Raw genomic sequence first — 22355 nt, 5'->3', positions numbered from 1 at the left:
AAAATAGCTCGTTACTATCAATCTTGTGGTCATGTATCTTTTTCTGATGATACATCTTGTTGATATCAGGTATTTTTTCTAGCATGTAAGTAAGATCGAAGGATTTGAGGCTCGAATGATAATCTGGTTACAACTCAAACGTTGGGTCAAAGCAAATATCTTTGTTTTGAATGGAAAAAACTTACTGTTCACCTTCTTAGGCTACGTATTTCTGTCGTGGTCGAGTTTGTATTTAGCGGGTGAAACAGCTCTAACCAGTTCGTTTACCACGTTCGCTTACTACCTAGTCGTGACTGCGTCTACGGTGGGTTACGGTGATTTATCACCCACGACAGAGGCAGGACAATGGATCGTTATATTGTTTGTGATTCCGGGTGGACTGAGTCTTTTCGCGGCCTTGCTTGGTAAGGTAGCGACAGAAGGTGTTGAATATTGGCGAGCGGGCTTGTTAGGAAAAAGGAGAGTTAGAGTGGACAACCACATTTTGATGCTTGGATGGAATGAGCAAAGAACCATTCACCTCATTCGTATGTTGCAGCATGAAGAAACGGGCAAGCGACCAATCGTGTTATGTACTCGTTCAGATATCGAGAACCCGTTACCCGGCGAAATCAATTTCGTTAAAGTAAACAGCTATACAGATGGCAAAGAGATGGAAAAAACGGGCATCGAGTCTGCCAGTTGTATCCTCATTGATAATCCTGAAGATGATATTACTTTATCTGCGGCGCTTTACTGTGCGAACCGTAACCCTAAAGCGCACCTTCTTGTGTACTTTAAAGATGAAGCATTGAGCGATTTGCTACATAAGCATTGTCCTAACTCAGAATGTATTCCAGCTGTGGGTGCAGAAATGCTGGCTAAGGCCGCGGTCGACCCAGGTTCAAGTGCGCTTCACCAAGAGTTATTGAGCTCAACACGGGGCATGACACAGTATTCGACCTATTTCCCTGAGGATTCTGAGCCTGTGACGGTTGCGCCGATTTTCTCAGTGTTTAAAGAGAAGTATCAAGCCACCTTGATTGCGATTGATACGGGAAGTGGTATTGAACTTAACCCAGAACTCGACCAAGTTGTCAGCAGCGGCACTAAGCTGTTCTATATTGCCGATGAACGGATTGATCATTTTGATTGGAAAGGCTTTTAAATCAGCCGAATACCTTCTGAACTAAAAAGGCCTCGTTAGAGGCCTTTTTGTTATTGTCTGATCGAGTTAAGCAGTGAGCTTAATTCTTTTGCAGAGCTTGTTGAGATTATTGAGCTTCTGCCAATGCGATGCCACGCTGCGTTAGACCGCAAAGCATCACAGGAACCGCGTTAAAGATCTCTTCGAACTGCTCTAGACCTTCAATGCCTTGCTCAGCAAGTGTTGTGATTGAGGTTTCTGGATCGTAAAGCATGCTCAGTGAAAGCAGTACGCCGCCAACCAGTGCATTGTCTTCGCTGTCTTCAGGCATCAGTGTTTCCCAATCATCACGGGCAACCTGCCAGCCTTGAAGCAAGCCTTCACAAAAATCGCGAGCCGCTGTGTTAACGACTTCTTCATCATCCAATTGACAAGCTTCAGGCCAAACCCAAGTGCCTTCGATCAGCTCTGGGCGTGTCTTATTCCACAGCGCGATGATAACTTCAATGTAGCTTTCAAGTTGCTCACCATCAGTAAAAGGAGCGACTTCTTCGCCACCCCAAAGGAACGGTAGCCACTCATGCGGGGTTAACACATTAGGTGCCGCTGCCATTGCAGTGACAAATCCGATGGTTTTGTGTTCTGTGATTAGCTTTCCTTCCAACTCTGGAAGCGCAAGAATATCTTGTAAAGTCAAAGTGAGGTACCGTAAAAGGGAACATATTTGCGCTTATAGTACCAATGAACTTGTGCCAATCAAGCTTCAATCTAAAAAGCCTTGATGTCATGGATGATAAACACTAGTTTTAACAGAAAAGAAAACAATAAAAGAATTATGCAGATACGGTCGTCTCTTAAGAAAAAAAGCATGGTAGCGCTTGGGCTGTACCTTGCTATGTTTATTGCCATTGTCGGTAGTGTGACGTATTACGTCGTAGAATCCCCTGTGCGCGCCAAATTACAACAAAACCTCGACTTGCGTACGCAACTGTTATCCGCGCTGATTACAGAGCCACTCAGTAGCTCTCAAGGTTTTGTTGATAGTTTAGTTGGTTTTGCTCAGGCACATCGTAAAGGTGAAGATGTCATCCCGCTATTCAAGTCGATGTTAGCCGCAAGCGATGACACAATTGTTAGTGCTGGTATTTGGCCAGAACCTTATGCGCTGGATTCCGACAAGCTCTTAAACAGTTATTTTTTCAACAAAGCTGACGATGGCACTATTGACCAGCTTTTTTCTTACAACAACCCTAAAAACGCCCCTTATCATGAAGAGTATTGGTATACCTCGGTTGTAGACAAGCCGCAGGGAACCATCTCTTGGAGCGATGTCTATATCGATCCCTATACACACGTTCGAATGATTACGGCTTCGTCACCTTATTACTATGACGGCACCTTTGCCGGTATTGCGACGGTGGATCTCTCGCTCGAAGAGTTGTTGGGTTTCATTAAAAACCACGCAGAAGAGTACAACCTTGGTATCACCCTCAGAGATAAACTCAACCAGGTCTTGGTTTCGCATAACTTCAATCTGGTTGAAGGGATCTACATCAGTAGCAATCAATTTGGTGAGTTTGGCTGGCAAGTGGATGTGGTTAACTCAAAATCACGTGTAGCAGATGAAGTGTTTCGTCAGGTCATGAGTATTGAGGGCGGTATTGTTCCGCTGTTACTACTGTGTGTCATGGCAGGTTATTACTTGCTGAACCGCTACTTGATTAGCCCAATTACCAACATTGCCGCTAAGGTCGGCGGTTCTAAAGCGGGAGAGATCATCGATGTTGAATATTCAAGTGAAGATGAAATTGGTCACTTGATTAAAACCTTCAACGAGAAGACCATCTACCTCGAGGCGGAAAAGGTTAAAGCTCAGGCATCAACCAATGCTAAAACGGCTTTCCTCGCGACCCTGTCACATGAGATCCGAACGCCGATGAATGGCGTATTGGGTACAGCTCAGATCCTGTTGAAAACGCCTTTAAATTCGGAACAAGAGAAACACCTGAAGAGTTTGTATGAGTCAGGCGATCATATGATGACACTGCTCAATGAGATCTTGGATTTCTCGAAGATCGAGCAGGGCAGGTTGGATCTCGATGAAACTCGATTCCCTCTGGACTCGATCATCGGCAGTATTAACAGTGTCTACTATACCTTATCTTCTGAAAAAGGCCTCCAATTCAAAGTGTACTCTGAAGTACCTTCGGGTCGTTGGTACTTCTCGGATAAAGCACGCCTACGCCAAATCTTGTTTAATCTATTGAACAACGCTGTGAAGTTCACTTCTAGAGGCTTTGTTGAAGTGTACTTTAAAGAAATCGTCGAGGGCAGTGATACCTATCTAAGTATTCGAGTGCGTGACACTGGCATCGGTATTTCTAAAGAAGCTCAAAAGCGTATTTTCAAACCTTTCGAACAGGCAGAATCGTCGACCACAAGACGTTTTGGTGGTACTGGCCTTGGCTTAGCGATTGTGAAGAAAATTGCTCAGCTCATGGATGGCAGTATTACCGTCACCAGTGAGGAGGGCATAGGCACAAGCTTTGATGTTCGATTAAAGATTCAACCGTGTCAGCCAGGTGAGATAGAGAGCTTGCCACATAAGAAGTTGGATTATTCTGGCTTGAAAGTGCTGATTGTTGAGGATAACCGAACCAATACAGTTATCATCGAAACCTTCATGAGCAGTAAAGGCTTCACGTGTAAGAGCGTAGAAAACGGTGAGCTTGCCATACAAGCTGTCGTTGCTGAGCACTTTGATTTGGTGTTGATGGATAACCACATGCCAGTGATGGACGGTGTGGAATCAACAACTGCGATTCGCGCTTTGATTGGTGATGTTTCATCCGTCTTAATATTTGGTTGTACTGCTGATGTGTTTAAAGAGACTCGCGAGCGTATGCTCGGTGCGGGTGTCGACTACATCATTGCAAAACCAATCGATGAGCGAGAGCTCGACGATGCTTTATTCCGTTATTCGAATAAGCTTTACCAGTTCCACGAGGAAGAGAGTAATGATGAACAGAGCGATAGTGCCGACTATAGCGATGATCAAACTATTCATGAAAAACAAAGCCAAGGAACAGAAGACCATGAGCTAGGAAGGAATAACGCCAATACTCAAAAAACACACCTTCATGGGCAAAAGAGTCAAAGTCGATCGCTACCTAAGCCTGACCTACGAAACAAAGACAATACTGAAGAGTTGTTAGTAACACTTTATGTGGCTCTTGAAGACAATAATCTTGAGTTAATTCAATTTGCCTTAGAGAGCTTGCGTGTTCATGTCAAACCTATGAACAATGCTGAACTGACCTACCAAGTGGATAAGGCTTTAGAGCAGGTTTCTCAGGGCGCTCCTCCTACTCAAGATGTTATTAATATCATTACTGTCAATCTACCCATGGCCTAGTTGTTGTTTAATTACAGAAAGTAAACAACGAATTGTCCATTATTTGACCTTGATGTGATTTCTTGGTGGAAGTGACTGCTTTTTAAGTGGTTTTTGGTTGTTAATTTACAACTTGATTTTTAATTTGGAATGTATGACTGCCTATCTTGTGATTTAATAGCGACATTATCTGGTAGGGTGTAAAAACACCTTGTTTATATGTTACTAAATCACTAAATAGGTAGTGATATATTTTAGGTTTGGCATCAATGAAGTCTCGTGGTCCATTTTGTATCCGTAACGCAGCGGCGGATACATTTGCTATGGTAGTTTTCTGTTTTATCTCTGGCATGATCGTAGAAGTGTTTATCTCTGGAATGACGTTTGAGCAATCTCTTGCTTCACGAACGTTATCTATTCCGGTAAACATTGCTATCGCATGGCCTTATGGTGTCTTTCGTGATTGGTTCTTGCGCAATGGTGCAAAACTTTCACAAAGTTCGTTGATGAAGAACTTGTCTGATCTTATGGCTTACGTGTTATTCCAATCACCTGTTTACGCGGGTATTTTGTTGGCGGTGGGCGCTTCAAGCGATCAGATCGTGACCGCGGTAACCAGTAACGCAGTTATCTCATGTGGTATGGGCGTGCTTTACGGTTACTTCTTAGATATGTGCCGCAAATGGTTTAGAGTTCCGGGCTATTATCAACAAGCATAAGAAAAGCAACAAGCGTAAGTGTAGCGATAGAATAAAATTTGGTTTGTTTTTGATCTAATGAGTTAATTTGTAATCGAACAAGCTGAAAAAGGCACTTTTTTTGAGAATGCCCCTTGACCAAAGCAAGCAGAATCAATAAAGTAGCGCCTCGTTGAGTGACAAGCTCAACACACAATTTGTGGAAGGATGGCTGAGTGGCTTAAGGCGCTCGCCTGGAAAGCGAGTATACGTTTATAGCGTATCTGGGGTTCAAATCCCCATCCTTCCACCACTATTCAAAACCCTAGCAGAAATGCTGGGGTTTTCTCGTTTTAGAGCCCCTATATTCCGCACTACCTTCATACGTCCCTAATATGACTTTCTTTAATCATTTCTTAGTAGTTATTTCTTCTATTTATACTCACGTGAATTGATCCATATTAGCCGTTTTTGTCACCGATAAATGCTTGATTTTTTGGCCTAGATCTTGATTATTAAGGGTAAGCAACATTATGAATAACCTTACCATTAGGAATCTATTATCTCATGACAGAAACCCTCGTTTCTCCAATGCTCTCCTTTACCATCGCGATCTCTTTACTGTTTATTGGTAAAGGTCTGATCGAGCGATCGGAAGTATTAAGGAAGTACTCACTGCCAGAGCCGGTTATTGGCGGCTTCGTTTGTGCTGCAACCGTAGCAGCGCTTTACTATCTGTTTGAAATTCAGATTACTTTTAGCCTAGATGTCAGAGACTTTTTGCTTCTTTACTTTTTTGCTGGCATCGGACTTCAAGCGGATATTAAAACGCTGATAAAAGGTGGGCGACCGCTGTTCATTTTGTTATGTCTTGCTGCTGTTTTTATCGTGTTGCAAAACGTGGTGGGTATGGCTGTCGCGTCAGGCTTTGGAATGGATGCGAAAGCAGGTTTGCTCTCGGGTTCAGTGAGTTTGATTGGCGGTGTTGGTACTACGCTAGCGTGGGCACCGATGTTCGTTGAAGAGTTTGGTATTGCTAACGCGTTAGAACTGGGTGTGGCTTCGAACACGGTTGGTCTGATTGCTGCGTGTGTTATTGGTGGTCCGATTGCTAATTATCTTCTCAACAAACACAAAGTCAGCCCTTCCAATGAAGAAGAGGTGACGGTTGGTGCATACCAAGAGAGTGAGACCAAAACAGAGCTAAGCCACTACGGCGTTCTATGGGCATGGTTGATTCTTAACTTAACACTGATGCTGGGTTATAGCTTGAGTGAAGTTATCGACTCAATGGGGTTGAAACTGCCACTATTCGTTAGCTGTTTAATTGCAGGTATCCTAATCGGTAACGTTGGACGTGCATTGTTCAAGAAGCGCCGTACACAAGAGAAAATCGCGCAAGGCCGTAAAGGCTTAGCAATGATCTCTGACATCTGCTTGGGCATGTTTTTGACTATGGCATTGATGGGACTGCGTATCTGGGATCTTGACGGCTTGTTTGGCTACATCTCTGTGGTCATGAGTATCCAGATTCTACTTTCACTGCTGTTTACCATCTTTGTCGTTTATTACTTGATGGGAAGAAACTACGACTCAGTGGTGATATGTTCTGGCTTCGGTGGTATCACCCTAGGCTCGACTGCCACAGCGATTGTTAACATGACTGCCGTGACTCATCGTTATGGTGCAAGTCCACAAGCATTTATCGTGGTGCCATTAGTCTGTGGCTTCTTTGTCGATTTGATTAACGCGTTGGTGATCAGTTTCTTTGTTGGTATGTAACACTAATCAGAAGCTGTTTTCTTAAACTTAAAAGCCTAGCGGTGATGCTAGGCTTTTTTGTGGTTTAAGGCTGAACGTCATCTTCGACAAGGTGAATGCTCAGCTCCGAAGGTAATCGGCTGTTGTTGGTATAGATACGATCAAATTGCTCCAATGACGCCACTTTTAGTGCAGCAAAACGACCCCATTTACTGGCATCAGCGACGAGCCAACTTTCACGGCTATTGTTAATTATCGACTTGGATAGGTCGGCCTCAACTTGCTCATGCTCCATGGCGAAATGACTGTCTGTTACAGAGCCACAACCACAAATACCTATGTCAGCTTCAAAGTCGGAAAAGAAGTGGACTACGCTACTTCCCACCATATCTTGGTGTTCTCGCCTGAACAAACCGCCAGCCAAATACACTTCAATTTGCTCATTTGCTTCAAGGATACGAGCGACTTGTAGGTTGTTGGTGATCACTCGCAATGCAGGCTTAGCCAACAAATATTGAGCGATGCGAGTAACGGTGGTACCAATCCCCATCATGACGGTTGAACCTTCAGGTATCGCGTCGGCAACTGCCATCGCAATACTGTCTTTTGTTTCAGACTCAACACCAGCACGGAATCGATAGCTAGTATTAGTGAGCGTAGTGGGTAAGCTCACGCCTCCGTGTACTCTGCGTGCTAGGCCTTGTTCACACAGGTGGTTTACGTCACGACGAATAGTTTGAGTGGTGACAGAAAATAACTCGGCTAAGTGGTCGATTTGTATGTCTTGATTAGCCTTAAGCGTTGCGAGTATTTCTTTCTGACGATGGTTCAGTTCCATAGAAGCTCACTAAAATTGGTTTGGTACGTCGGTGATGATGTTATCGACACCAAGGTTGAAATATTTAGCCGCCAATTGAGGATCGTTCAGTGTCCATATTTTAAGAACGGCGCCGGAAGCTTTGATCGCTTTCGCCGTTTTCTCGTCAAGAATTCGGTGGTCAATATGAATGCTGTAAAGGTCGAGTGATTTAAGTGACTCTAGGCTGAAATTATTCCAAACCTCGCAGATAAAGCCTCTTTTAACTTCTGGCATCATCTGTTGGCAAAGGCTTAGTGCTTCTTTTTTGAAGCTTGAGATGAGTAGCTTTTCAATAGGGAACTGCTTTTGTTCAATCAGCGCGGCAACTTTCTCAACTAAAGGTTGGATAGCCTTATCGTCATAAATTTTGATCTCAAGGTTCAAGGTCACATCGAGCTCTAGGCACTTGTCGAGCGCTTCACTCAACGTAGGAATTGTTGTCCCTGCGAACTCGCTACTAAACCAACTGCCAGCATCTAACGCCTTGAGTGCGGTTAAATCTAAGTCTGCGATATTGCCCGTTCCGTTAGTGCAACGATTTACCGTCTTATCATGAAAAACCATTGGGGTGCCATCAGCGCTTAACTGGGTATCAATTTCAATCCATTTGGCACCAGCCTTCGCTGCTTGTTCAATACTCACTAACGTATTTTCTGGTGCTAAAGATGCGGCACCGCGGTGGCCTGTGATCATAATTCAATCTCGATGTTCATTTGAAAATTCAGGAAACAGTAGCTCTACTTTATTACAGATTTATTATCTATCCGCTATATCTACTTATTTTAAATGAGAGCTAGCTTAAAGGAGTTGTACAGAGTTTATACAATAGTGAGACCTTATACTCACAATGTTCAAGTCGGTAAGATTAATGTTCATATGAATGTAATAATTCACTTGCATACTCTACGAAAACTTAATAACACCCTCTATATTTAGAAAACGATAGCCACGAAAAGGTGATAAAAAATGAAAAAGCTATTAGGTACAGTAATTATGGCGGCAACGCTGCTTGTTGGTTGTGGTGAAGCTGACAAGGCTGGTTCTGAAGCTAAAGATGAGCCGATAAATATCAACATGAGCCTTGTGTTCACTCAAAATGAATTGTTAACACAAGAACTTATTAAAGCGACCGACAAAATTAGAGAAAGAACCGATGGTTCGGTAAACATTAAAGTTTTCCCAGGCGGTCAATTACCTGTTTACAAAGATAACTTGGAACAAGTGGTTAACGGCGCGAACTGGATTGCTGTAGAAGATTTGACTTACCTAGGTGATTACGTACCTGATTTTGCAGCACTGGCAGGTCCAATGTTGTACAACACTTACGATGAATACTTAGCGATGATGGACACTGATTTTGTCGCTGGCCTAAAAGCTAAAGCCGAAGAAAAAGGCATCAAGGTATTGAATGCTGACTACATGTTTGGTTTCCGTCACATGATCACCAATAAAGAGATTGTGAACTCTGAAGACATGAAAGGCATGCGTATCCGTGTTCCACAAAGTCAGCTGTTTATTAGCACGCTTTCAGCAATGGGCGCAGCTCCAGCTTCTCTTCCATTCCCTGAAACCTATGCAGGCGTTCAACAAGGTGTTGTTGACGGTCTTGAAGGTTCTATCCTGACGATGTACTCAACCAAAATTTACGAAGTAGCAAAGAACATGTCTTTGACTAAGCACTTCCTAGGTACTGTTGGCATCTACATTTCACCAACGCTTTGGGACAAGTTTACGCCAGAGCAACAACAGATTATCAATGAAGAGTTAGAAGCGGGTGCTGAATCTAACACTGCTGAGCTAGTTAAACTGGATGTTGAATACACTCAGAAACTTGAAGAGCTAGGCGTTACCTTCAACGAAGTGAATTCTGAAGAGTTCAACCAGCTGACGGCAGATGTGTACAATCAGTTCCCAACATGGAGCGAAGGCATACACGCGACGATCATGAAAGAGTTGGAAACGATTCGAGCGGCACAGTAGTCCTGCACACGTAAATTAATTAGTTAATGATTACGGCCTAAATGTGTTTAGGCCGTTTTATTCCTGAAATACCCACGTCGTATTCGGTATTTCGCTGGAGAAGTCTTTTGTTTTTATTGAAAAATATTGAAGAAATCCTCGCTTCTATCGCTATTTCGATCACCGTTTTGGTTGTTATCGTTAACGTCGTCTTGCGTTATGGATTTGGCTTTGTTGTCCCGTGGAGTGAAGAGCTGTCGGTTATTTGCTTTATCTGGGCTGTTTATTTAGGGATTAGCTCCTGTTACAAACACAAGCTTCACATGGGTGTGGACGTGGTGGTCGCCATGTTGCCAGAAAAAGCAAAAATCCCATTTAGGTTATGTGTTTCCGTTTTCCTACTGGCTCTGAACCTCTTAATGGCGGTTCTGAGTTATCAATATCTCATGCTATCTAACAAGGTAACGCCAGTCATGGGCGTATCATATTTTGTTATCAATGGCGTGCTGTTGCTTTGTTTCTCATTGATGGCGATTCACACTGTTCGATTTATCGCGAGCGATGTCGCATCTCTAAAGCGCTCTTCTAAGTAGGTACGATTTATGGAAAGCTATCTTCCAATCCTTATTCTGTTCGTTCTGTTTCTATTGAACATCCCCATCGCATTTTCTCTGATCGCATCGGCGATGGTTTACTTTCTTTTTATCAATGACTCTATTCCTGTGAGCTTGGTAATGCAGCGTTTTATTAGCTCAGCTGAGTCCTTTCCGCTGTTAGCCATTCCGTTCTTTATCATGGTGGGTTCGGTGATGAACTATGCAGGGATAAGTAAAAGCTTACTTGCCTTTGCCGACTCAATGATTGGCCATAAAACCGGTGGTCTGGCTCAAGTAAATGTAGCTTTGAGCACTCTAATGGGCGGTATCTCTGGTTCTGCAAATGCGGATGCGGCGATGCAATCAAAGATTCTTGCTCCAGAAATGACCAAGCGTGGTTATGATTTGCCATTCACAGCCGCTGTAACCGCTGCGTCATCAAGTATCAGTCCAGTGATCCCACCGGGTATTAACTTAATCATCTTTGCGCTGTTAGCGAACGTTTCAGTTCATCAAATGTTTATTGCGGGTTACGTTCCGGCATTTTTGATGGCGTTGTCGCTCATGGTAACTATTGCCTTCATCGCGCGTAAACGTCGTTACAAACCTTCTCGTTCTGAGCCTGCGTCTGCCAAAGAACGTTTTCATTACTTCCTGAAAGCGATTCCGGCACTGCTGATCCCGTTCGGCATTATTCTGGGCATGCGTTTCGGTTTGTTTACGCCAACCGAAGCGGGGGCAATTGCTGTATTGCTTTGCGCGATTATTGGTATCTTTGTTTATCGTCAACTGGGTTTGAAACACATCCCGCTCATCATGCGCGAAACGGTGCAGGGCACCAGTAGCGTTATGTTCATCATTATCGGTGCAATGGTGTTTGGTTACTACATGACGTTAGAGCAGATCCCACACAATGTTGCTTCTGCTTTGATTGAGCTTACCGACAACAAGTTAGTCTTGCTGTTGTTGATTAACGTGTTGCTGTTAGTGGTTGGCATGTTCATCGAAGGCGGTGCTGCAATGATCATACTCACGCCATTGCTGCTTCCTGCCGTGCTCAACCTAGGCGTTAACCCGGTTCACTTCGGCATTATTGTGATTGTGAATATCATGATTGGTGGTGTGACTCCGCCATTTGGCTCGATGATGTTTACGGTTTGCTCGATTTTAAAAGTTCGTATGGTCGACTTCGTTAAAGAAGTGGCTCCGTTGTTGCTAGCACTACTCACGGTTCTGATGCTGCTGACTTTCTCTGAAAGCTTAGTGATGTTTTTACCGAATTTGCTTTAACACTGTTTAGTGATTGATTATTTAGAGGTGTAGAAATGAATTCGGTATCGAATGAATTGAACCAAAATTGGAAAAAGATAGATTGGGTGTTAACCGATGTGGACGACACCTTAACGTGGCAAGGTCAATTGCCGCCTGAAACCTTGATTGCTTTAAGCAAACTTCGTGATTCGGGAAAAAAAGTGGTTGCGGTAACAGGCGCTTGTGCCGGTTGGTGTGATCATATTGCTCAGCTGTGGCCAGTCGATGCGGTTCTCGGCGAGAACGGCGCGTTCATTATGGAAAAGAAAAACGGTTATCTGACATTGCGTTCTGATATCCCTTTGCCAGAAGTCAGTGCCAATCAGAGTAAGTTGAAAGAACAAGTATTAGCTATTTTGAGCGATTACCCAGAGCTCAGTTTAACGCTGGATCAGTCTTACCGTTTGTGTGAGGTCGCTATCGACATCGGCCAAAACCGTCCAAAAGTCGATGATGCGATTATTGAAGAGGTTGTCTCAAAGATTCACGCGTTGGGTGCTCACGCCACAGCAAGTTCTATTCACATTAATGCTTGGTATGGTGAGCACTCTAAGAAAGCGACATCGACCGCTTTTCTTAAAGAGAAGGGGCTATCTGACCAAGAGATAGTCGAGCGTAGTTGCTATGTCGGTGACTCGATGAATGACCAATATATGTTTGAAATTTTGCCCAACAGTGTCGGTGTGGCAAATATCCAACATTACTGGGAGCGGCTAGAGCATCACCCATCAGTGGTGATGAGCAAGCCCGGCGGGTACGGTTTCTCAGAGTTTGTCGACAAGCTACTTACTTTAAAATAGCTCGCTTCTGTTGGCTTCGAACAGCCGAGAGTGAACATCAAACACAGCTCATTTCTTCGTTGGATTGAGCTGTGTTTTTGTTTTACTAGAGTCGAATACATATTTCTTCTATATGGCGTCTATCGCTCTTCAAGGGCTTGTGTTAGTGACTCAGCCCACAACTTGCAAACTTGCACTGTCGGTATCTCCAATTCCTAGATGGGTAAATGAGAGAACTATGAGACGCTTGCCTTGTGCCAGTAGAATCACAAGGAAGTTGAATGCACCATTTTAATCTCCGTGCGCTTGAGTATCTGAATGCGTTATCAAAATATGGGTCATTGCGTAAGGCATCTAAAATGATGAATGTTGACCCTGCGGCAATGAGCCGAATGCTGACACAGCTCGAAGCACAAGCGGAAATGAAAGTGTGGGAACGCAACAATCGTCTATCACTGCTGACTGAGGCGGGTAATGAATTGTTGAACTACTACCGTTCTATTGTTCGCAGTGAAACGGCGGTACTGGCTCGCCTTACCAAGTTGAAAAACCTCAAGGGCGGTAATGTTAGCATCGCGATTGGGGAAGGATTTATTACTAACTTGGTCTCTAAACCCATGCAAACCTTCATGGCTCGATACCCTGATATCAATTTATCGATTGAAATTGCGGGTGCATTGGATGCCGTAAAAATGTTGGAAGACCAACAGATTGATTTCGCGATCACTTATGCGTCTGCACCGCACCCTAAATTACATTCACACGTCGAGCGTAGCCATCCTCTCGAGCTTATCGCGCCAAAAGGGCATGTATTGACGATGCAAGAGCCACCAGTGACTTTGCGAGATATTAAAGATGCTTCTCTTGCTTTGATCGACAATTCGACAGGTATGGGAAGGCTAGTAAAGCAGGCAGAACAAAACTCCCATCTTACCTTGCAGCCAAAACTTCAAACCAACTCGGTAACCGCGCTCACAAACTTTGTTTCGGCAGGGCTAGGCGTGACCTTTATGCCCAAACTTACGGTGCTCGATGAGATTAAGTCAGGGCAAATAGAAGTGGTTGCGACTGAGCTAGACATATTCTCGAAAGCAACTGTGAAAGTTCAATCTCTCAAAGGCCGAGCTCTTACCCTACAAGCTGAAACCTTTTTAGATTTCCTGCTCGAAAACGCCACTTTCTTAAGCCACGACGCCCACAATATTTAGATTGAAGTGGGTTGGTGTACATAATCACGTCACCTAACTTCATTTCGCTATAGCTTCAGTATTCCTATTTTCATAGAGCGCTTTCTCATAGGGGGAAGCCCGTTCCTTGAAGTTATATAACCTCTCCAACATCACACTTCCAAAACTCATCCTCCCGATTTACCTGTTAATTGATTTTTTATCAACACTGTATGCATTGTTAAGTCAACGCGTGCTGAATAAGTTACAAATTATTAACGAAGGTAGTTTGAAACAGACAGCAGTATTCGACACATTTTGATGTGTCGGATATTAGGGGAAGAGAATGGAAGTAATTGTAATTGGCAGCGGTGTGATTGGGTTAACCAGTGCTTGGTATTTGGCGAAAGAGGGTCATTCGGTGACGGTTATCGACCGCCAGGATAGCAGTGGTAAAGAAACCAGTTTTGCGAATGCTGGGCAAATTTCTTACGGTTATTCATCACCATGGGCGGCGCCAGGCATTCCGTTGAAGGCGATGAAGTGGCTCACCCAAGAGCATGCGCCACTAAAAGTGAAACCGTCACTTTCTCCCGAATTAGTTTCTTGGGCGACTAAGATGCTCGCCAATTGTAATGAAGCTAAATACGCCGTGAATAAGTCACGCATGTTAAGAGTGGCAAACTACAGCCGAGACTGTCTCACTCACCTAAGAACCACTGAAGATTTGGCTTATGAAGGTAGGCAGAAAGGGACGCTGCAAGTATTCAGAAGCGAGAAGCAACTGGACGCGATTCAGCAGGATATGAAGCTACTAACAGAAAGTGGAATCGAGCACTCGCTGTTTGATGTTGAACAGTGCCTGTCGGTGGAACCGGGATTAGTTGACGTGAAAGACAAGCTTGTGGGCGGCTTATACTTACCTCATGATGAAACGGGTGATTGCCACCAGTTCTGTTTAGCCTTAACTGAGAAAGCAAAGGCGCTTGGCGTTCAGTTCGTGTTTGATACTGAAGTGGTGAGTTTGAATCATCAGAACCAAACCATAAAGAGCATTACGACAACTCAAGGTCAATTCAAAGCGGACGCTTATGTGGTGGCTTCGGGAAGCTATTCTCGTGAACTGCTCAAGCAAGTGGATTTAGCGATTCCTGTATATCCCGTGAAGGGCTACTCCCTGACATTGCCGATCGTGAGTGCAGATAAATCACCGACTTCAACGGTTATGGATGAGACCTACAAGGTAGCGATGACTCGTTTCGATGACCGAATTCGTATTGCTGGGACGGCAGAGCTTGCTGGTTTCAATTACCTGATCCCAGAAAAACGCAAAGCAACGATTGATATGGTGATTAAAGATCTTTTCCCACAGGCGGGTGATTTCTCTAAAGCAGAATACTGGACAGGTTTAAGGCCGATGACGCCAGATGGCACGCCTATCATCGGAAAGACGCCAATTAAGAATCTGTTTACCAATACTGGTCACGGGACGTTGGGCTGGACGATGGCATGTGGTTCAGGAAAGTTGTTAGCGAGTGTGGTCAGTGGCTCTGATTGCGATATAAAAGCAGACGACTTGAGTATCCATCGTTATATATAGTGCATCAAAATACTTGGTCATACGAATCAGCCCATGTTCATTATTAAGTATGGGCTGATTTGGTTTGAGTGTTACGGCTTATCGGGTAGTGGTTTCTAACACATGCGTGAATCGTTCCCACGATTTTTGGTCAGCTTCATTTTGGTAATTGTTGGAACTGAATACGGTAAATGCATGTGGAGCGCCACTGTAGGTGATCATTTCATGCGGAACTTTGGTTGTTTCAAGTTCAGCGGCAAGGTTGCCAAAATCTTGCATTGAAATCATGGCATCAGCCGTACCGTGGAATACGACAACCGGAGCTTTAGTTTGCGAATAGTCTTGGCCTTTTGGTGTTGATAAACCGCCATGGAAGGTGACGTAAGCCTTCGAAGGAATGCCCGCACGAGCGGCTTCCAATACAGCGGCTCCGCCGAAACAGTATCCCATTATTACGTTGTTATCTAAGTTGCCGCCAAGTCTTTTCGCTTCCATAGCTCCAGCGTTGAGTAGCGCACGCATTTTCTCTCTGTCTTTATACAGTTCACCCGTGTGTTGTTTTTTGTCTTTCACTTCGGTTGGGCGGATGCCTTTACCAAATAGGTCGATGGCGAACACGTTGTAACCGAGTTCATTGAGCATCTCAGAACGTTTCTTTTCGTAATCGGTTAAGCCATCCCAGTCGTGTATGAGTAGCACCAAAGGCGCTTGGTCGCTGGCTTCACTCCAATAACCTTCGTAGTCCATACCGTCGACTTGGTAAGTGACGTTTTCTCCAGAAATTGCTGAAAAGGGTAGTAAAACTGAAAACAGGCCGAGTGTAGTGAGTTTTCGCATGCGTTATTCCTTCAGATGACAATGACGTTCCAATCGAAAGTATAGATAACGCGATGATTCTTGCCAGATTTCTGTTTCTAATTTGAAGTGTAAGGGTAGAAGTGAAATATGAAAGTGAAATGCTAAAACAACCATCACGTATGAAGTGTGATGGCTGTTTGACGGTGTTCTTAGATTACGGAAATTTGCATATCTAGATCTAGGTGTGGGGGAATGCAATTACCAAGAAGCGTTGGTCGTGCTGCGGCACATATCTGGATATTTTCGCTGGTAGCGTGGCAACATCGATTCGTTACCTAAGATGCCACCTTGGTGAATGTATATGATGGTTTTTGTTGGGTTATCTTCTTGCCACTGTTCTAAGCATTGCCACATCAATGGATCGTAAAGCAGGTCAAACTCGATGTCGGTTTGCTCTTGTAGATCCAACCAAGTTTGATAATCCTGTTGATACAATTTTCCAAAGTGGTGTTTGGTTTCGAGTGATAAGATCTGTGGATGATCGGTTTCACCTAGCTCATTAAATTGCTGCGTTAAATAGTCGCTACCACCAACACAAGCACAGGTTAACACTGGGATGTTGTGCATTTTTAAATGCTTATGAAGATAGAGCGCTGTGCTACCTGTCCCTGCGGGCAGTGCGACCACAAAATCGTGTTGGTTTTCGAAGCGAGTCCAGCTCAGTACTTCCATCGCCAGTTGTTTAACACCATACTCAGCAAGCTGAGAGCGTCCACCTTCTGGTAATACAATGCAATGGGAGTCAGGTTGTCTGACTTGCTCAATATACGCTTGTGGATGAAGTTCAGAGCCTGTCTCTTTGACTGAAATCACCTTCGCGCCAAGATCAATAGCGCCACGGTAATTACCTATTGGGCGTTCTAGTAACCACTCGGGAAGATGATCGACGTAGAACTCAAGCGTCCAACTTTTGATCTTTGCCAGTGCCGCGAGTGAGAACAGAGAGTTAGCCTGCGCAGAACCGTAGCTGATCAAGGTTGTGGCTTCTGGGTGCTCGTCTTCCAGCAGCTTCATGAACTTGCGGGCTTTGTTGCCGCAAAAATGGGAGTGAAGCTGATCGTCACGCTTTAAGAAAAAAGTGTGGCCGTTAAATTGATGCTGAGTTACAGGGCTATTATTTAGTTTCATCGCACTTAAACAAAATGCTGACTAAAGAGCCAGCATTTTTAAATCAAATAGGACGGACGAGTATCTAGTAGCCAGAGGCGGCTGTAAACCAACTAAATCAAGTTTTCGTTCGATATTGACGCGGGTGAATCGGCTTGAAAGGTGATCTTGGCTGTGCATCCACCACAGTTGCGATTGAACAATTCAAAGTCCCAATCAAAACGCTGACACAAGTCATCGACAATCAATAATCCTAGCCCGTGACCATTCGGGTTGTATTGTTCCTGCAGGCCTTCACCTTGGTCTTCAATAACAAGACTGCCTTGGGAGAGGGTGACTGTTACTGTACCGCTATTAGTGGCTGCAATCGCGTTTCTCAACAAGTTTCCGACCAACATATTCATGATCGCGCTGGTGGCTTGAATGGTTGGTTCGGATTGAACTTGCAAGGTTATCTGGACTTCTTTCTCGTTTGCCTGCAATGAATTTTTAGAAACGATCGTCTCTAGCTCTTGCTGGCTGAATAAACGCAGCGGTGCATCGTCACTGTTTCTTTCATAGCGAACCAGACCAAGCAGAGCATCGACCATTTCAGACATTTGAACAATGGCTTCATCAATGCGTTCAACCTGACGAGATTGAAACTCGGTTGTTTCGCTGCGAAGGAGCAGCTTATTCGCCCCGCGAGCAACAGTCAGCGGTGTTCTTAGTTCATGACTTGAGTAGCGAGCAAAGGCTTGTTCACGTTTGACTAACGAATTGATTTCTCGACGATATTGATTGAGTTGATCGGTCAATTGACGAAATTCAACCGCCGCATCATCACTCACACCAAACTCTTCGTTGAGATTGAGCTTATTAGATTCGAGTTGTTCAGACAGAGAGTTGAAAGGCTCAATTAGACGCTTAGATAATCGATAGAGCAGCGCCCCAAAGCTAAAAATCAGAACAGATAGTAGGGTCAGTACAAAGGTGGTCGCGTACACCAATTCGTAAATATCAAATTCAACACGGTCTATTTCAGAAAGCAGGATGATCGGGTGGGTTTCACCTTCATCAGTATACTCACCGACATACACCATGCGTGAGTCGGGTTCTTCACCAACCTCGCCAACAAAGCTCTCTTTGCCTTCAATGTACTTTTTGTATTCTGGAGGTATGAACGATGGGTCGTTGTAGGCGATGGTTAGGTCATCAATTCTTAACTCGCCACTCTCACCGGCTTGGAATAAACCTACGGCGTAGTTACGGTCAATTAGGATACGTCTTTCACCGACTCGGTCTTCTGATAAGTACAGTGCGGCGATAAAAACCACATAGACGAATGCCGACACAATCACGGCCATTAACCCAAAGAAAAGCGCTAGGCGGCCGGTTAAGGTTTTGGTGCTTGTGAGGACATTTAAGATCAATTCGACGACTCCAAACGGAATCCAACTTTAGGTACGGTAATCAACATTTGCGTGTTGAAAGGCTTGTCGAGTTGGTTACGCAGCTGATAGATGTGACTGCGTAACACATCGTTGTTGGGTTCGTCTTCTTCCCACAGCTTGTATGAGATATCTTCGCGAGTGACCACTTCAGGTGCGTTTTGGCAAAGCATCTCAAGTATGGTGTAAGTGGTTGGGTTCAGCGCAAGTAGCTTATCTTGGCGGTAAGCTTTACGTGTCTTTTGGTCGATAGTGAGCTCGTCGAACTGGAGTTTCGAAGAGGCGACTTTTCCGCGGTAACGACGAACTAACGCGTTCATTCTTGCTTCTAGAATATCCAAATCAAAAGGCTTGGTGAGGTAATCATCGGCACCATGTTCAAAGCCTTTCAACATGTCTTCACGGCTATCCAGTGCAGTTAGCATCAAAATGGGTGTCGCGTTGCCTTGATCACGCAGTTTATTACAAACCGTTAGACCGTCCATTCGCGGCAACATCAAATCTAAGATGATGATATCAAATGAATTATCTAACGCGAGTTGCAGGCCAAGCTCGCCGTTGTCCGCGTAATCGAGTTCCATGCCAATACACTCAAAATAATCAAACAAGACACCTGCAATTTCACGGTTATCTTCGACTAATAGAACTCGTTTCATTTTGATTCTCATACAGAAATAGACAGTAACATTATCCTGAGTGAGCGTGAAAAATATGTCAATAACATAACTTTCACTTATGGGAGGGTAGATTGGCTCCAGATTAAAAAATAGAAGAACGTATTATGTCTGAACTTCATATTAGCCGCCCTAAGATATCCACATCGCAGATCAACCCTGCGGTTTCTTTGTCTATCATTGTGCCTTTTTACGATGAACAAGAGGTGTTGGAAGAGTTCCATTATCGCCTCACTAAGGTTCTCGATAGCTTACCGATCACGAGCGAGATTGTTTATGTCGACGATGGCAGCAAAGACAACAGCTTGGACTTGGTGAGTTCATTCACTTCAATCAATAGCTCGATCTCGGTGATTGGTTTAAGCCGCAACTTTGGTAAAGAGTCAGCCATGAGCGCTGGCCTTGAACATTGTCGCGGGCAAGCCGTGATTCTGTTAGATGCAGACCTGCAAGATCCGCCTGAGCTTATCCCGCAAATGGTTGCCAAGTGGCGCGAAGGTTATGACGTCGTCAACATGCAGCGCAGCCAGCGTGACGGTGAAACTTGGTTTAAGAAGTTTTCAGCGGCGAGCTTTTACAAAGTTATGAGCGTGGCTGCGAAGATCGATGTTCCTGAGAATGTCGGTGATTTCAGACTGTTGAGCCGTGAAGTCGTCGACCATATCAATCAACTTCCTGAACGTAATCGCTACATGAAAGGCATTTTCTCATGGCCGGGGTTCAGACAAGCGACGATCCAATTTAAGCGCGACGCTCGCTTTTGTGGTGAGACCAAGTGGAACTACTTGAAGCTGATTGGCTTGGCGATGGATGGCATTACCTCGTTTTCTATCCGACCACTGCGTATTGCAACGGCAGTCGGTGGCCTTGTTGCCCTAACGGCTTTTGTGTATGGGATGGTCATCGTGTTCAAAACCCTGATGTTTGGTGAGCCTATCACGGGTTATCCATCAATGATGGTCGTTCAACTTGCCCTTGGAGGCATTCAACTTCTGAGTATTGGTTTGATGGGGGAATACATAGGTCGTATTTTCATCGAAACCAAGAATCGCCCTTTGTATCTGATCCAATCCGTGGTCGATACACCTGCATTAAAAACACATTTTAAATTAGAGGAGTCAGCATGAGCCTGAACCGAACGCACCTATGGTATTTGTTGGCTTTTGCATTGGTTCTAAGGCTTTTATCTCTGGCAACTTACCCGTTAATGGACACCACCGAAGCGCGCTACGGTGAAATGGCTCGTTTAATGGTGGAAACTGGGAACTGGTTAACGCCTCAGTTTGATTACGGCATTCCTTTCTGGGGTAAGCCGCCGCTGTTTACATGGATGAGTGCGGCCGGTATTGAGTTGTTCGGTTTGAGTGAGTTTGCGGTTCGTGCACCTCATTGGTTAGCGGGTGTCGTAACAATTTTGCTGACGGCTTACATGGCGAAGCGAACAGGGCAAAGCGCTTTAGTCGCAGCCGTAGTGTTGGCGACATGCGGTATTTTCTCTATCGCTGCGGGTGCTGTGATGACAGACATCGCGTTAACCTTGGCGATGACTATTGCCATGTTAGGTTTCTATTTATGTTGGCTAGGAGGAGAGGGTCGGAAAGGAGAAGGGAGTGCGAAGACCAATAGAAATTGGGGTTACGTTGGCTTTATTGGTTTAGCGCTAGGTTTACTTGCGAAAGGGCCGGTAGCGATTGTCATCATGGGTATCGCAGTGTTCCCTTGGTTGGTCTTACAACATGGCTTCTTTGGTGCTTTTAAAGCGCTTTGGCAACGTTTCCCATTGTTGTCTGGCTTAGGTGTGATGTTAGTGATTGCTCTGCCTTGGTACATCATGGCAGAAATGGCGACACCGGGCTTTATTGATTACTTTATTGTTGGCGAACACTTTAAGCGTTTTGTCGTGAGTGGCTGGGAAGGGGATCTTTACGGATCCGCTCACGACGAAACACGAGGCATGATCTGGGTATTCTGGATCCAAGCTGCCGCGCCTTGGTCGATTGTATTGCCAATACTGGCGTTTGCTCGACGTAAGAAAATTGCGGAAATTAACGCTGAGAATAGCGGGCTGTTTTCATTCCTTGTGTGTTGGTTAATCTCACCTCTGATTCTTTTCACCATGGCGGGTAATATTCTTCCTGCTTACGTGTTACCGGGCATTCCAGCGCTTGGTTTGTTGGTTGCTATACTTGTGGTGGAAAAAGATAAGAAGTGGTTCTCGAACGTCGCTTTAGTTCTGCCAGTGTTGCTGATGATAGCGATGGTTTACTTGAATCTAGGTAAAGCGAACGAGAAGAGTGATCGTATCATCTTCGAGCAGATCACCGATTCATCACCGAGTTTTTATGTAGGAAAACGACCGTTCTCTGGGCAGTTTTATAGCCACGGGCAAGCGAAAAAACTGCTTGATATCGAACAACTAGATGGCATCGACAAGTTCTATTTGATTGGTAAAAGAGCGGAAGTAGAAACCAAGATTAAAGACAACGCGTTAACGTGTATTTTGGAACCCACGGTGAAAATAAAGCGCGCTTTGTTTAGTTGCCATAACCAAAACATCAAACCAAATTTGTCGTTGAGCCACATTAGAAGTGCAAGTGATGTTCAGCGTTAACTCAGGGCTGCAAATGTTCAACAACAAGCTTCAGGCACACAGTCAAAGGCTCCAGTCCCAACACAAGATGGTTCGGTTTGCTGTGGTTGGTGTTGGTGGGTTTGTTGTTGATTGTGCAGTATTTGCCTTGTTGCATTACATTGTTGGTTTGCCTTTGATGACGGCGCGAATTGGGTCTTTCATTGCTGCAGCAACGACAACATGGTTTGGTAATCGAGTGCTGACTTTTGGGTTCAAAGGGCTGGGTAGTTGGTCTGATAAACTGATTCAATGGCAAAAGTTCATGTTCTCAGCGTCGATATCTGCAGTACCGAATCTCTTGTGCTTCAAGCTGATGACGGAACTACTGCCAGCGTTTACAGGTGCTGTGTTTATCGCAATGGTCGTTGGTATTTTGGTCGGCATGGTGACGAACTACCTGTTTAGTCAGTATTGGGTCTTTACCCGCTAAACAAGAAAGAGAAAGGC

20 protein-coding genes and 1 tRNA gene are annotated in these 22355 nt (G+C 44.5%); 14 read left to right on the top strand and 7 right to left on the bottom strand.

Annotated features, from left to right (window positions below; all coding sequences use genetic code 11):
• The first annotated feature begins 115 nt into the window (after positions 1 to 115).
• Positions 116 to 1147: a potassium channel family protein gene (locus tag L0992_10370; GenBank protein ID XGB66124.1), complete on the top strand. Its 1032-nt coding sequence runs from the start codon at positions 116 to 118 to the stop codon at positions 1145 to 1147.
• Between the two features lie 106 nt (positions 1148 to 1253).
• On the opposite strand, the gene L0992_10365 is transcribed toward L0992_10370, so the two are convergent.
• Positions 1254 to 1823 carry a UPF0149 family protein gene (locus L0992_10365; protein XGB66123.1) on the bottom strand — a complete coding sequence of 190 codons (570 nt, stop codon included), beginning with the start codon at positions 1821 to 1823 and terminating at the stop codon, positions 1254 to 1256.
• A gap of 171 nt (positions 1824 to 1994) precedes the next feature.
• Between L0992_10365 and L0992_10360 the strand changes: the two genes are divergently transcribed.
• From L0992_10360 to gltS, 4 genes are all read left to right on the top strand, one after another.
• Entirely contained in the window at positions 1995 to 4541 is a 2547-nt protein-coding gene (locus L0992_10360) for an ATP-binding protein (protein ID XGB66122.1), read from the top strand.
• Positions 4542 to 4789: 248 nt separating this feature from the next.
• Positions 4790 to 5239 carry an L-alanine exporter AlaE gene (locus L0992_10355; protein XGB66121.1) on the top strand — a complete coding sequence of 150 codons (450 nt, stop codon included), beginning with the start codon at positions 4790 to 4792 and terminating at the stop codon, positions 5237 to 5239.
• Positions 5240 to 5419: 180 nt separating this feature from the next.
• Positions 5420 to 5510, top strand: a tRNA-Ser gene (locus tag L0992_10350).
• A gap of 254 nt (positions 5511 to 5764) precedes the next feature.
• The gene (gene gltS, locus L0992_10345) at positions 5765 to 6979 is read left to right on the top strand and encodes a sodium/glutamate symporter (protein ID XGB66120.1); all 1215 of its coding nucleotides are present in this window, start codon (positions 5765 to 5767) and stop codon (positions 6977 to 6979) included.
• A gap of 64 nt (positions 6980 to 7043) precedes the next feature.
• On the opposite strand, the gene L0992_10340 is transcribed toward gltS, so the two are convergent.
• Both L0992_10340 and L0992_10335 read right to left on the bottom strand, forming a co-directional pair.
• Positions 7044 to 7796 (bottom strand): DeoR/GlpR family DNA-binding transcription regulator, encoded by a 753-nt coding sequence (locus tag L0992_10340; protein XGB66119.1) that lies wholly within the window; start codon positions 7794 to 7796, stop codon positions 7044 to 7046.
• 9 nt (positions 7797 to 7805) lie between these two features.
• Positions 7806 to 8510, bottom strand: coding sequence for a glycerophosphoryl diester phosphodiesterase (locus L0992_10335; protein ID XGB66118.1), 705 nt, complete (start codon positions 8508 to 8510; stop codon positions 7806 to 7808).
• Positions 8511 to 8783: 273 nt separating this feature from the next.
• Here L0992_10335 and L0992_10330 point away from each other — a divergent pair, with 273 nt between their 5' ends.
• The 6 genes from L0992_10330 (at position 8784) to L0992_10305 (ending at position 15228) form a co-directional block, all read left to right on the top strand.
• Positions 8784 to 9797 (top strand): C4-dicarboxylate TRAP transporter substrate-binding protein, encoded by a 1014-nt coding sequence (locus L0992_10330; protein ID XGB66117.1) that lies wholly within the window; start codon positions 8784 to 8786, stop codon positions 9795 to 9797.
• Positions 9798 to 9904: 107 nt separating this feature from the next.
• Positions 9905 to 10369: a TRAP transporter small permease gene (locus tag L0992_10325; protein ID XGB66116.1), complete on the top strand. Its 465-nt coding sequence runs from the start codon at positions 9905 to 9907 to the stop codon at positions 10367 to 10369.
• A 9-nt stretch (positions 10370 to 10378) separates the two neighbouring features.
• The gene (locus L0992_10320; GenBank protein ID XGB66115.1) at positions 10379 to 11662 is read left to right on the top strand and encodes a TRAP transporter large permease; all 1284 of its coding nucleotides are present in this window, start codon (positions 10379 to 10381) and stop codon (positions 11660 to 11662) included.
• Positions 11663 to 11697: 35 nt separating this feature from the next.
• The gene (locus L0992_10315) at positions 11698 to 12483 is read left to right on the top strand and encodes an HAD-IIB family hydrolase (protein ID XGB66114.1); all 786 of its coding nucleotides are present in this window, start codon (positions 11698 to 11700) and stop codon (positions 12481 to 12483) included.
• A gap of 260 nt (positions 12484 to 12743) precedes the next feature.
• Entirely contained in the window at positions 12744 to 13670 is a 927-nt protein-coding gene (locus L0992_10310; protein XGB66113.1) for a LysR family transcriptional regulator, read from the top strand.
• Between the two features lie 304 nt (positions 13671 to 13974).
• Positions 13975 to 15228 (top strand): D-amino acid dehydrogenase, encoded by a 1254-nt coding sequence (locus tag L0992_10305; protein XGB66112.1) that lies wholly within the window; start codon positions 13975 to 13977, stop codon positions 15226 to 15228.
• A 78-nt stretch (positions 15229 to 15306) separates the two neighbouring features.
• Here the strand turns inward: L0992_10305 and L0992_10300 are convergent, their stop codons facing one another.
• The 4 genes from L0992_10300 to L0992_10285 all read right to left on the bottom strand — a co-directional run bounded on the left by L0992_10300 (position 15307) and on the right by L0992_10285 (position 19258).
• Positions 15307 to 16044, bottom strand: a complete 738-nt coding sequence (locus L0992_10300) for a dienelactone hydrolase family protein (GenBank protein ID XGB66111.1) — start codon at positions 16042 to 16044, stop codon at positions 15307 to 15309.
• Between the two features lie 219 nt (positions 16045 to 16263).
• The gene (locus tag L0992_10295; protein XGB66110.1) at positions 16264 to 17193 is read right to left on the bottom strand and encodes a 1-aminocyclopropane-1-carboxylate deaminase/D-cysteine desulfhydrase; all 930 of its coding nucleotides are present in this window, start codon (positions 17191 to 17193) and stop codon (positions 16264 to 16266) included.
• Positions 17194 to 17285: 92 nt separating this feature from the next.
• Complete coding sequence (locus L0992_10290; GenBank protein ID XGB66109.1) at positions 17286 to 18584, bottom strand: HAMP domain-containing histidine kinase; 1299 nt, start codon at positions 18582 to 18584, stop codon at positions 17286 to 17288.
• Complete coding sequence (locus L0992_10285; protein XGB66108.1) at positions 18581 to 19258, bottom strand: response regulator transcription factor; 678 nt, start codon at positions 19256 to 19258, stop codon at positions 18581 to 18583. The genes L0992_10290 and L0992_10285 overlap by 4 nt, the downstream gene beginning before the upstream one ends.
• A gap of 125 nt (positions 19259 to 19383) precedes the next feature.
• Here L0992_10285 and L0992_10280 point away from each other — a divergent pair, with 125 nt between their 5' ends.
• Genes L0992_10280 through L0992_10270 form a run of 3 tightly spaced genes read left to right on the top strand, consistent with a single transcriptional unit; the run spans position 19384 to position 22338 of the window.
• Positions 19384 to 20403 (top strand): glycosyltransferase family 2 protein, encoded by a 1020-nt coding sequence (locus tag L0992_10280; protein ID XGB66107.1) that lies wholly within the window; start codon positions 19384 to 19386, stop codon positions 20401 to 20403.
• A complete protein-coding gene (locus L0992_10275) occupies positions 20400 to 21887 on the top strand; it encodes a glycosyltransferase family 39 protein (GenBank protein ID XGB66106.1) in 1488 nt (495 codons plus the stop codon). The genes L0992_10280 and L0992_10275 overlap by 4 nt, the downstream gene beginning before the upstream one ends.
• Positions 21874 to 22338: a GtrA family protein gene (locus L0992_10270; protein ID XGB66105.1), complete on the top strand. Its 465-nt coding sequence runs from the start codon at positions 21874 to 21876 to the stop codon at positions 22336 to 22338. Before L0992_10275 ends, L0992_10270 begins: the two co-directional genes overlap by 14 nt.
• The last annotated feature ends 17 nt before the right edge of the window (positions 22339 to 22355 follow it).

The organism is Vibrio pomeroyi (assembly GCA_041879425.1).
Lineage (GTDB): Bacteria > Pseudomonadota > Gammaproteobacteria > Enterobacterales > Vibrionaceae > Vibrio > Vibrio pomeroyi_A.
Note: the sequence above shows the minus strand (reverse complement) of the source record. Positions and strands in the feature narration are given on the sequence as shown.

Bases quoted from the DNA above. Each gene is read 5' to 3' on its own strand.
- L0992_10295 (XGB66110.1), bottom strand. From the start codon at position 17,193: ATGAAACTAAATAATAGCCCTGTAACTCAGCATCAATTTAACGGCCAC.
- L0992_10355 (XGB66121.1), top strand. From the start codon at position 4,790: ATGAAGTCTCGTGGTCCATTTTGTATCCGTAACGCAGCGGCGGATACA.
- L0992_10275 (XGB66106.1), top strand. From the start codon at position 20,400: ATGAGCCTGAACCGAACGCACCTATGGTATTTGTTGGCTTTTGCATTG.
- L0992_10315 (XGB66114.1), top strand. From the start codon at position 11,698: ATGAATTCGGTATCGAATGAATTGAACCAAAATTGGAAAAAGATAGAT.
- gltS (XGB66120.1), top strand. From the start codon at position 5,765: ATGACAGAAACCCTCGTTTCTCCAATGCTCTCCTTTACCATCGCGATC.
- L0992_10360 (XGB66122.1), top strand. From the start codon at position 1,995: ATGGTAGCGCTTGGGCTGTACCTTGCTATGTTTATTGCCATTGTCGGT.
- L0992_10335 (XGB66118.1), bottom strand. From the start codon at position 8,510: ATGATCACAGGCCACCGCGGTGCCGCATCTTTAGCACCAGAAAATACG.
- L0992_10370 (XGB66124.1), top strand. From the start codon at position 116: ATGATAATCTGGTTACAACTCAAACGTTGGGTCAAAGCAAATATCTTT.
- L0992_10320 (XGB66115.1), top strand. From the start codon at position 10,379: ATGGAAAGCTATCTTCCAATCCTTATTCTGTTCGTTCTGTTTCTATTG.
- L0992_10280 (XGB66107.1), top strand. From the start codon at position 19,384: ATGTCTGAACTTCATATTAGCCGCCCTAAGATATCCACATCGCAGATC.
- L0992_10310 (XGB66113.1), top strand. From the start codon at position 12,744: ATGCACCATTTTAATCTCCGTGCGCTTGAGTATCTGAATGCGTTATCA.
- L0992_10270 (XGB66105.1), top strand. From the start codon at position 21,874: ATGTTCAGCGTTAACTCAGGGCTGCAAATGTTCAACAACAAGCTTCAG.
- L0992_10300 (XGB66111.1), bottom strand. From the start codon at position 16,044: ATGCGAAAACTCACTACACTCGGCCTGTTTTCAGTTTTACTACCCTTT.
- L0992_10340 (XGB66119.1), bottom strand. From the start codon at position 7,796: ATGGAACTGAACCATCGTCAGAAAGAAATACTCGCAACGCTTAAGGCT.
- L0992_10330 (XGB66117.1), top strand. From the start codon at position 8,784: ATGAAAAAGCTATTAGGTACAGTAATTATGGCGGCAACGCTGCTTGTT.
- L0992_10285 (XGB66108.1), bottom strand. From the start codon at position 19,258: ATGAAACGAGTTCTATTAGTCGAAGATAACCGTGAAATTGCAGGTGTC.
- L0992_10305 (XGB66112.1), top strand. From the start codon at position 13,975: ATGGAAGTAATTGTAATTGGCAGCGGTGTGATTGGGTTAACCAGTGCT.